This window comes from Staphylococcus microti, from assembly GCF_000934465.1.
In the GTDB taxonomy this organism is placed as follows: domain Bacteria; phylum Bacillota; class Bacilli; order Staphylococcales; family Staphylococcaceae; genus Staphylococcus; species Staphylococcus microti.
This window is the reverse complement of sequence record NZ_JXWY01000111.1, coordinates 1-289: the sequence shown is the minus strand read 5'-3', so window position 1 is coordinate 289 and position 289 is coordinate 1. Positions and strand designations below refer to the sequence as shown.

The window sequence follows — 289 nt, the reverse complement described above, 5'->3', positions numbered from 1 at the left end:
GGGGCGCGCAAAGTTATCACCAAATCAATTTGAAGCATACGTTAAAACGGGAGATTATCCATTAATCCAATATCAAAATCCCCCAGCTGTTCCAATCTCTCATTATCAAAGTCAAACTCAGCTTCAAATTTAGTGTCATATTTATCATTTAGGCGATTTATTGCGTCAGACGATATCACAGAACCAAGGTTACCAATACTTTCATCAAACATTAGAAAGACATAGAAGTCATAAATAAGATCATTAGAACAATTCTTCAGAACAAACTTAAGCGCATCATGTAAGTAAG

At 34.9% G+C, this 289-nt stretch carries 1 protein-coding gene; it reads right to left on the bottom strand.

Translation table 11 applies throughout. The features are described from left to right. Window positions 1-41: 41 nt before the first annotated feature. Window positions 42-289, bottom strand: a 248-nt coding sequence (locus TP70_RS10105) for a hypothetical protein (protein ID WP_044361421.1), incomplete at its 5' end; no start/stop codon positions are given.